At 65.7% G+C, this 6668-nt stretch carries 9 protein-coding genes; 8 read left to right on the forward strand and 1 reads right to left on the reverse strand.

The features are described from left to right. The 8 genes from M0R80_27310 to M0R80_27345 all read left to right on the forward strand — a co-directional run. On the forward strand, positions 1–1063 hold a 1063-nt coding region (locus M0R80_27310; protein ID MCK9463346.1), incomplete at its 5' end, for a PEGA domain-containing protein. A gap of 2 nt (positions 1064–1065) precedes the next feature. Further along, on the forward strand, positions 1066–1788 hold the full coding sequence (locus tag M0R80_27315) for a DUF1566 domain-containing protein (GenBank protein MCK9463347.1): 723 nt from the start codon (positions 1066–1068) through the stop codon (positions 1786–1788). A gap of 12 nt (positions 1789–1800) precedes the next feature. Next, entirely contained in the window at positions 1801–2121 is a 321-nt protein-coding gene (locus tag M0R80_27320; GenBank protein MCK9463348.1) for a hypothetical protein, read from the forward strand. Between the two features lie 631 nt (positions 2122–2752). Continuing rightward, positions 2753–4042, forward strand: coding sequence for a DUF4349 domain-containing protein (locus tag M0R80_27325; protein MCK9463349.1), 1290 nt, complete (start codon positions 2753–2755; stop codon positions 4040–4042). Beyond that, positions 4042–4794: a DUF4349 domain-containing protein gene (locus tag M0R80_27330; protein ID MCK9463350.1), complete on the forward strand. Its 753-nt coding sequence runs from the start codon at positions 4042–4044 to the stop codon at positions 4792–4794. Before M0R80_27325 ends, M0R80_27330 begins: the two co-directional genes overlap by 1 nt. A 1-nt stretch (position 4795) precedes the next feature. Next, the gene (locus tag M0R80_27335) at positions 4796–5266 is read left to right on the forward strand and encodes a hypothetical protein (protein MCK9463351.1); all 471 of its coding nucleotides are present in this window, start codon (positions 4796–4798) and stop codon (positions 5264–5266) included. Positions 5267–5274: 8 nt separating this feature from the next. Further along, the gene (locus tag M0R80_27340) at positions 5275–5709 is read left to right on the forward strand and encodes a cytochrome c maturation protein CcmE (GenBank protein ID MCK9463352.1); all 435 of its coding nucleotides are present in this window, start codon (positions 5275–5277) and stop codon (positions 5707–5709) included. 72 nt (positions 5710–5781) lie between these two features. Next, positions 5782–6297, forward strand: coding sequence for a DUF507 family protein (locus M0R80_27345; GenBank protein MCK9463353.1), 516 nt, complete (start codon positions 5782–5784; stop codon positions 6295–6297). A 22-nt stretch (positions 6298–6319) separates the two neighbouring features. Here M0R80_27345 and M0R80_27350 read toward each other — a convergent pair. Next, a partial coding sequence (locus M0R80_27350; protein MCK9463354.1) for a hypothetical protein occupies positions 6320–6668 on the reverse strand: 349 nt, incomplete at its 5' end.

Genomic DNA, 6668 nt, shown 5'->3' on the forward strand with positions numbered 1-6668 from the left:
CTTCATTTGCAGCGCCTCCTTCCTTGGCTTGTGTTGGGCAAACAACAAGCTATCAGGAGGGGCGCTGCTTTTTCATGGTGCCTTTTTTATTGGGCACACGGCGGGGAGAATGAAAAACCAAGTCTCGTTTGTCGTTGCGGCGGTCGCGCTCGTCGCGTTCGCTACCGTCGCGCGCGCGCAAAGAAAAGCAGAGGACGAGGCAAGAGCGCAGTTCGACGCGGGCGTGGAGCTATTCGATAGCGGCATGTACGAGAAGGCCGCGATCGCGTTCTCCCGCGCCTACGAGCTGAAACCGAGCTTCAAGATCCTGTTCAACATGGGCCAGGTCGAAAACGAGCTTGGCCACTTCGCCGCCGCGCTCAACGCCTATACTCGCTATCTCGCCGAGGGGGGAGAGCAGATCGACGCAGCACGGCGCGCACAGGTTCGCACCGAGATCGCGTGGCTTAACGCACTTGTGGGCTCGGTCGTCGTCGGGACAGACACCAGCGGCGCGATCGTGTTCGTGGACGGTCGACGCGTCGGAGAAACGCCGCTCAACGGGCCGCTTTTCGTGGATCTTGGCGAGCACGAGATCCGGATCTCGCGTGGCACGGACGAGATGTACCGCGAGATCGTCACGGTCGCGGGCGGCCAGCGGGTCACCGTGAGCGCCGACAACGCACACGCCGTTGCCGCGATCGACGGTACGCAGCCAAGCGGTCCTCCCCCTCGGAACGAGCCCAAACGGATCTGGACCTGGGTCGCCGTCGGAGTGGGTGGCGTGTCCGCGATCGCTGCCGCCGTAACTGGCGGGCTCGCGATCTCGGGCGCAACCGACGTGAAAGACAAGTGCGACGGCAAAGATTGCCCGCTGTCGGTGAAGGACAAGGCGAGAACGGTCGAAGCGCTCGGCAACGCGACCAACGCGCTCGTTGTCGTCGCGACCGTCGGAATCGCCGCAGGGGTCGCGTTGTGGTTCCTTGAACCCAAGTGGAACCGAGACGAGAGAACGGCACAGGTGACGCCGATCGCCGTGCCGACAGCGAACGGCGGCGCGATCGCCGTCGCAGGGAGGTTCTGAACATGTGGCGCACAGCTTTGATCATGGCCACGATCGTCGCTTCCGCGAGCTGCAACGGGATCACGGGGATCAAAGATCTCAAGTTTCACGGCGACTCGGGCACGGACAGCGATTCCGACACAGACACCGACGTGGACATCGACACCGATACCGACTCTGACACCGACGTGGACATCGATACCGATACCGACTCTGACACCGAAAGCGACACCGGTACGGATACCGATACCTACCCGGCTCTCGAGGAGTGCGACGGCGTGGGCAGTGTGGACGGTGTGTACGATCCTTCAACCAACTTGTGTTGGCAGAAAGAAGCGGACTACTTCCTGGGCGAGTTCTGGACCGACGCCATCAACACATGCGATTCGTATTCTGGCGGTTGGCGCCTGCCGACGATCTCCGAGCTGCGCACTCTCATCCGAGGGTGCGACGCGACGGCGACAGACGGCGACTGCAACGTCACCGACGACTGCTTACAGGCAGCGTGCTGTGGAGATGCCTGCGCCGGATGCGAAGGCATGGACGGTCCCGGACCGGGCGGCTGTTTTTGGGACCCAGCGATCGGCGGTGGCTGCCAGATGTATTGGTCCTCTTCGGGGATCTACTCGTCAGGGATCTATGACTACACAGACGGCTGGGCCGTAGATTTCGCCTACGGAAGCGTCGTCTACCGAGATCCCGATCTCAACCTGATGCTCGTCCGTTGCGTCCGAGACGGGATCTGAGGAGGTGCCGCCGTGCGATATCGCTCCCTGATCATTTGGGTTTACTGCGGCTTCCTCGTCTTCGGATTCGTGATGGTGGCGCCGCTCTTCTGGCCGCGTGAGATCATCTTTCCGATGCTGACAGTCACCGGCGTTGTGATGTTGATCGGCGGTCTCATCGGGCTCGGAATGTCTGTCATGCTCTCGCGATCCGTGTCGTGCCCGCATTGCCAACGGGGCTGCGATCTCTGGATCGATTTCTGGACGGGGCGTCCTCGGCTTAAGACCTACATGAAGGTCCCTGGTGAAAGCCACCCAGAAGACGACGTACACTTCGACACAGAATCGCGATAATGGACCTTCGTCGCGTTGCAGATCTACTCTGGACGGTGGCCGCTATGCTGCCATAACTCGAAGGCGTGAGAGGAAATCGGTGAAGAAAGAAGTGAAAAGAGAGAGCGAACTTCTTCTTTGGTTTTCCGGGCCTTGCGGGTAAGGCTCCGTCTTCACACGGTTAAAAGGCGCGGCGTGCCGCGGCCACGAGGGCCGCGGCCAGGATGACGAAGCCCTTCGGGCTGTCGAAGCGGAATCGAGGAAGCCCATCGGGCTTGTCTCCGAAGCGACTTGTCGCTTAGGAGAATCCTGACCGCGCTCCTCGTGGGCGCGGCTGAAAGCGAGGCCGACGTTCATTTGATCTGGACCGGAGAGCAGCTATCTCGTGAGCACATTTTCGTGGGCTCCGGCCGCGATCGTGGTGCCGCATCGAACCCGTTGCGGCGGAGAGAGAAGCGGTGGCACCCGCGGTACGCACTTCTTGACCCGTCAACTCGACCCCCAAATTGGGCCTTGAAGTTACCAGTCGGTCGACCGTGCGCTCGGGTGCGGCCCGCCCCTGCCCCACTTTCCCTTTGCCCCCCGTGCATTCTTTGAAGGTATGATGCGTCGAAGCGTTCGAGCTCCGTCCACCAACACGAGGAGAAGGTCGATGCGAAGATCGCGTTTCGTCGTCCCGGCGCTCATCGCCGCGCTCGCGCTCGCGGGCTGCGGCGGCGCCATGTACAAGGCCGAGCCGTCGTACAACCAGGCGTACGCCGGCGCGCCGTCACCCGAGATGGTGGCCGAAGCCGAGTCCTACCCCTCGGTCACCGGGACGGCGTCGACGTCGGTCGACTCCGAGGACTACATGTTCGAGTTCGACGACGACGCGGTGCAGGGCAAGCACACCTCGGCCGACGGCGCCTCCTTCGGGAGCCCCTCGTCGCCCGAGAAGAAGCCCTACGAACCGGGCGACAAGGCCAAGCAGAGCGGCGACGGGCAGGCGAACCAGAACGCCGGCGCCAAGAGCGACGCGCCCGACGTCCCGATGGTCGTGTACACCGGCTACCTGCGGCTGCGCGTGAAGCGCCTCCTCGAGGCGGTCGACGAGGTGACGCGCATCACCGAGTCGCAGAAGGGGTACATCGAGTCACTCGCGCAGCGCGTCGTCGTCGTCCGCATCCCGGCCAAGGACTTCGACGCGGTGATGGCCGAGTTCGCGAAGCTCGGCGAGCTGCTCGAGAGGCGCATCAAGGCGCTCGACGTCACCGAGCAGTTCACGGATCTCGGCGCGCGGCTCGCGGTCGCCAAGGAGGCGCAGAGCCGGCTCATCGCGCTGCTCGCCAAGACGGAGGACGTCGAGGAGCGGCTGCGCATCCTGCAGGAGGTCAAGCGTTTGTCCGAGCAGATCGAGCTCATCGAGTCGACGCTCTCGACGCTCCAGAACCTCGTGGACTACTTCACGATCACCATCGAGCTCGAGCCCATCATGGAGGACTCCGGCGGCGACCTGCACCGCTCGCCGTTCGCCTGGATCCGCGGGCTCGCCGCGCACGTCACGACGCTCTGGGACGGCAAGGACGAGTTCGACCTCGAGCTCCCGCAGGGGTTCGTGCTCTTCGAGAAGGACGACGTCTACCGCGCCCAGTCCGCGGACACGACGGTGATCCGCGGTGCGGTCGTGGACAACGAGCCGCGCGGCGACAACGCGTACTGGATCAAGGCCGTGCACCACGAGATGGAGGGGCGCGCCGAGAAGCTCGAGGCCGAGGGCGACTCGGGGCCGATCGCCTACAAGCTCTACAAGAGCGAGGACGTCCAGCCGCGCTACTACCTGATAGGCGTGGCCGCGCGCGGCGAGGACCTCTACGTGCTCGAGGTGTTCTTCCCCAACGAAGAGGCGCTCGCGGCCCACAAGGACGCCGTGATAAAGGCGCTCGCGACGTTCGAGGTGCAGTGATGCGCTACGAAATGAAGATGAAGACGATCGCCCTCGCCGCCGTCGCCGCGCTGCTCGTCGCGTGCCCGGCCGCGGCGCAGCAGAAGAAGGCGAAGCAGAAGCAGGCGGCGCCCGCCGCCACCCAGCAGCAGGCAACGCCGCAGGCGCCGATCACCGCGACCCCGACGCCCGAGGATCCCTACGCCGCCGAGGGCGGCGAGGCGACGGCGGCCCCGGACACGAGCGGGCGGCGGACGAGCCTCGAGTCGCGCATGATCCTGAAGGTCATCAACCCGGACGACGCGCGCGCGGTGCTCGAGAAGAAGGTCCTGGAGCTCGGCGGGTTCCCCATCCTCGTCGAGGACGCCGCGCTCGTGCTCAAGGTGCCGCCCGAGAAGCTCTCGGAGCTCATCGCGTTCATCGCCGAACAGGGGCTCGTGCTCGAGAAGACGCTGGAGCGCGCGGATCTCACGCAGGAGATCGCGCGGCTCGAGGGCCAGCTCAAGTCCAAGAAGGAGATGCTCGGCCGGCTCCGCGGGTTCTTCGACGACTCCAACACCGAGGCGACTCTGCGGATCGAGCAGACGATGACGGAGATCGTCGCGGAGATCGAGCAGATCAAGGGGCAGCTCCGGGTCGCGGAGGAGCGCTCCAAATGGGCGATCGTCGACATCTCGTTCCGGTTCCACGAGCGCGACAGGATCGTCTACGTCAACTCGCCGTTCGAGTGGCTGAACTCCGTCAGCCTGGACCGCTTCCTGGGAGACTTTTGACATGGCACGCGCAATCGGAATCCGGCTCGTAGCCCTCTTCGTCGCGGCGGCCGCCCTCGCCTCCTGCGCCCCGCCCTACTCGATGGCGCCGCCCGCGTCGTTCAAGAGGTTCGAGGAGTCGCGGGAGTTCAAGTGGATCACCGCCGACGGCGTCATGCTCAAGGCGCGCGAGGTCGACAACTACCCCGAGGCGTCGCTCGACTTCTGGGCGGACGCGATGTCCCGCCACCTGATCGCCCAGGGCTACATCCAGAAGGGCGAGCGGCGCTGCTTCGACACGACGCGCGGCCGCAAGGCGTGCACCGTCGAGTTCATGCTGCCGCACGGCGCGGAGGACTGGGTGCTCGGCGAGACGCTGTTCGTCGTGGAGGACGACATCGTGCTCGTCGAGGCCGCGGGGCCGTACGAGAGGTACGCGCTCGTCGAGGCGGAGCTCGCGAAGGCGGTAGAGAGCTTCGAGCCGCGCGACTAGGCGGGCGCGTGCCGAGGATCCTCAAGATCGTCCTGATCGCGGTCGTCGTCGTCGGCGCCGCGACCTACCTGCTCGTCTCGTCCGTGGGCGGCGGCGGGATGGTGTACTACAAGACCGTCGACGAGCTGCTCGCCGAGCGCGCGCGCTTCGAGTCGCGGCCGGTGCGGATCAACGGGCTGCTCGTGGACGGTTCGGTGGAGCGCCGGCCCGGCACCGACGAGTACAGGTTCGCGCTGGCGAAGAACGGCGAGCGGATCACCGTGACCTACCGCGGCGTCCTGCCCGAGACGATGCTGCCCGGCCGCGAGATCGTCGTCGAAGGGGCGCTGCGCCCCGGCGGAGACGAGTTCGCCGCGACCGAGATCCTCACGAAGTGCCCGTCGAAGTACGAGAGCGTCGCCAAGTCCAAGGAGAAGCGCGCCGCCCGTCCGGTTCCTCGTTGACACTGCCGGACCGCGCGATTACAACACCTCCGCTGCCGCGGGGCCCTCGGCCCCGCAGAAAGGCGCGCCGTCATGAAGCTTTTCTCGGGCAAGGTCGACCTGATCGCCGCCGAGATCACGCGGGGCCTCATCGAGGGGGGCGACGTCGAGACCGACTCGCCGGACGAGGTCCAGCTCGACATCGGGGCGGTGCTCAGGGAGTACATCCGCAACGATCGCGACCTCACGGAGAAGGCGAAGGACATCTGCGAGCAGAAGGGGATGCCCTACTCCGCGTTCCCGAAGGTGAAGCGCCAGCTCGCGGATCGCGCCGGGTTCGTGGTCGGCGACGAGGCGCTCGACTACATCATGGATCAGCTGATCGGCGTGTTCATGCACAGCCAGTTCGTCGACGAGATCTACGCCGAGGACCACGAGCTGAAGGTCAAGATGCGGGCGGTGCTCAAGCGCTACACGGATGTCGAGGATGAGATCGACGCCGAGGCGCGCGCGAAGATCAAGAACCTGCAGGAGGGCACGCTCGACTGGAAGATCGAGTACGACCGGGCGATGGAGCAGGTGAAGCGCCGCCGGGGCCTCGAGGGCTGATCGAGGCGGACCGCGCCCTTGGTCACACGCCGGGCGACGGCACCCAGTTCCCCACGAAGTCGAAAAGGTGTTCGTTCGTGTCGATCCCCGCGGGCCGCATGAAGCACCGCGGATCGCCCTCGAGCGACGCGGGATCGCCCTCGCCCGGGCCCGCGGCGCCGCCCGCCTGCACGGCGTCCACGACGGTGGACGCCTCCAGGAGCTGCACGGCGAACGCGAGCCCCGCGGGGAAGTCGGTGACGCCGACGGTGTCCTGGACGTCGGCCGCGACCTCCCCCGCGTCGCCGATGACGACGATCCCGTCCGCGGGCGCGAAGCCGGAGAGCGGGAGCTCGACGTAGAGGAGCGAGGCCGGATCGACGAGGCGCACG

The sequence above is a fragment of the Pseudomonadota bacterium genome (assembly GCA_023229365.1).
GTDB lineage: Bacteria > Myxococcota_A > Polyangia > JAAYKL01 > JAAYKL01 > JALNZK01.